2 protein-coding genes are annotated in these 1,275 nt (G+C 53.0%); both read right to left on the minus strand.

Annotated features, from left to right (window positions below; genetic code table 11):
- Nucleotides 1-41: 41 nt before the first annotated feature.
- Complete coding sequence (locus tag NHH03_RS27590; protein ID WP_253161587.1) at nucleotides 42-914, minus strand: IS3 family transposase; 873 nt, start codon at nucleotides 912-914, stop codon at nucleotides 42-44.
- Nucleotides 911-1,210, minus strand: a complete 300-nt coding sequence (locus NHH03_RS27595) for a transposase (RefSeq protein ID WP_253161588.1) — start codon at nucleotides 1,208-1,210, stop codon at nucleotides 911-913. Before NHH03_RS27595 ends, NHH03_RS27590 begins: the two co-directional genes overlap by 4 nt.
- Nucleotides 1,211-1,275 lie beyond the last annotated feature (65 nt).

Consider the following 1,275-nt stretch of genomic DNA (forward strand, 5'->3'; position numbering starts at 1 on the left):
TGAGGTGGCCTGGGTTTTGGGGGCCACGCGTCCTCTTATTTTCAGCAGGGGACGGTTGATTCAAAACAGCTTGGCGAGAGATAGCCGAGCGATGAGTGAAGTCGCGATGTGTTGTAGTAGTCGATGAACTCAGTCAGTTCTTTCAGGGCATCGCGATAGCTTTCGTATTCGGTCATTTGAAGCTCGGTCTTGATCGTTCCAAAGCAACTTTCCATGAAAGCGTTGTCGTAACAGTCGCCGGATCGACTCATGCTTTGCCGCATCGAACTGCGCTCAATGATCGCTCGGTACTTCTTGCTGGCGTACTGTCCGCCGCGGTCGGTGTGATGGATTAGCCCTTCAGACGGTTGGCGATTCCCAATCGCTTGCCGGAGCGTTTTGATGACTAATTCTTCTGTCATATTCATGTTCATCGACCAGCCAACGATACGTCGAGAGAATCGATCCATGAGTGTTGCCAAATACGCGAAGCCGTTCCGCACGATGGGGATGTAAGTGATATCGCCAACCCACAACTCATTGACTGAGACTGGTTCAGATCGATCGAGAAGTAAGTTCTCGTTGTAGCCCAGTGTGTGCCGGCTTTCCGTCGTTCGTGGCTTGAACGATTTCGGCTGAAGTGCCGAAAGACCAGCAATTTGCAGTAGTTTAGCCACTCTTTCGCGGCCGCAGTCGATACCTTGAATCTTCAAATCCGCTGCGATGCGCCGGGCGCCGTATCGTCTTCGATGTCGATGAAACGTCGCAATCACCATGGGAAAGATATCCATATCACTTTGCTCCCTTTGAGTAGGTGGTTGGCTTTGGAATCGCTGAAAAGCGGATCGTGAGAATCCGAGAAATTCTCCGACTTCTCGCTCCGATGCGGTTCCCTCGGCAATGATTTTATGGGCCGCCTGGTAAAGTCGACTCACTCGCTTCGGCCGAAAATAATCAAAGCTTTTTTTAAAACGTCACGCTCTCGCTCAACACGTCGAAGCTCAGCTTCGAGCTCGGCGACGCGACCATCGAGGACTTCACCGACAGGCCCGGCCGACTCGACCTGCTGCTTCTTCCATCGGTAAAGCAGGTTCGTTCCAGAGATGCCCAGACGCTGCACGATCGAAGAAGCCGAGTGGCCGTCGAGCAGCATGGCGACAGCGTCACGCTTGAATTCATCAGTGTAGGTGCGACGATCTGGCGTCGACATCGGCTTGGTCTTCCGTGGCATTTCAGGCTCCTTGAGTTCCTTTCATTTTAAGGACTCGCGTGGCCCCCAAAACCCAGGCCACCTCA

It is taken from the genome of Stieleria tagensis, assembly GCF_024129865.1.
Classification (GTDB): Bacteria; Planctomycetota; Planctomycetia; order Pirellulales; family Pirellulaceae; genus Stieleria; species Stieleria tagensis.